A 1269-nucleotide genomic window follows, 5' to 3' on the forward strand; every position below is an offset into this window, starting at 1 on the left:
TTCTTATAAGACTTGTATTTGTGAATTTGATTCACATGAGCAAATTCAGGTGTTTTCATTCCTAGAGAGCAATGTCTGCGCTGGTTATTATAAATTTCAATTGCTTGTTTCACCATTTTTTGAGAAGTTTTTAAGTTTGGAATTGTTTTATTTAGTCCAAATTCTTGTTTTAATATTCCATTAATTCTTTCTGCGACCGCATTTTCGTATGGGCTGGAATTTTGGGTTGTACTAAGAATAATGTTCTTCGATTTGGCAAATTCAGCAAAATCGGGACAGCAATATTGTATTCCTCTATCGGAATGATGGATTAGATTTTCATTTTTGTAACGTCTGTTTTTAACAGCCATTTCTAAAGCCTCTTTGACAAGTTTTACGCGCATATTGGTATCAATTTTGTATCCCATAATTTTCTTGGAATAAACGTCCGTAACTAAGGCTAAATAAGCATGTTGGGAAGCAAGTTTAATGTAAGTTATATCGCTGACAAAGACCTGTTCTGCGTGTTTAATTTCTAAATCAGCTAATAAGTCTTTTGATTTGTAAAACCCATGCTTAGAGTCTGTTGTAATGTGATATAGTTTTGTTTTTCGGATTAATAAATTGTGATATCTTAAAAAATGAATGAACCTATCTCTACCCATTTTGATATCATTTTTTTTAAAATCATCTTTTAGGTCAAGATATAGTTTTTTGGCTCCATATCGAGCCATTTTTTGGCGAATAGGAGTGATGAGTTTTTTGATTTTTAGAGTTTCTAAATCATCAATTTTTTGTTTATTAATTCGTTTGTAATAAGCCTGCGTGCTTATTCCGAAACACTTGGAGAACCATTTGATTTTAAAAGGTCTTTTTTCTTTTTCTCCACTTCTTTTAGCAATGCTTCGGGCAATGACTTTTTTGCAAAATCAAGATTAGTGCTTACTTCAAAATCAGCAATAATCATTTGCTGAAAGTCTTTAATGAATTCCAGTTCTTCGATACGCTCTTTAAGTTTTTTTAGTTCTTGATTCTTGCTCATAGTTTTGGAGTTTTGTTCAAAGGAACGCAATTTTTTCATCCAATACGTTATTGAGGAGCGAGAAATCCCATGCAACTTAGAAGCGTGATTTAGGGAAATCTGACCATTTGAAATTTGGTCAATGATGGAAAGTTTGAGATCAAAACCGATTTTTTTGTACTCAATTTTTGGACAGTGTTCTTTTTTTGTGGGTTTCATAGTTTACTAAAAGTGTTTAATTTTTAGTCAACCTATTTCAGGATTTGTCA

At 31.8% G+C, this 1269-nt stretch carries 2 protein-coding genes; both read right to left on the minus strand.

Translation table 11 applies throughout. From position 1 onward, the window contains the following. Positions 1-893: IS3 family transposase (locus AC4PRO_RS18115; RefSeq protein WP_492118391.1), on the minus strand; the 893-nt coding region annotated here is incomplete at its 3' end. Beyond that, on the minus strand, positions 809-1219 hold the full coding sequence (locus AC4PRO_RS18120) for a helix-turn-helix domain-containing protein (RefSeq protein ID WP_073355769.1): 411 nt from the start codon (positions 1217-1219) through the stop codon (positions 809-811). The genes AC4PRO_RS18115 and AC4PRO_RS18120, both read right to left, overlap by 85 nt. Positions 1220-1269 lie beyond the last annotated feature (50 nt).

Source organism: Flavobacterium sp. DW-iso2 (assembly GCF_058725285.1).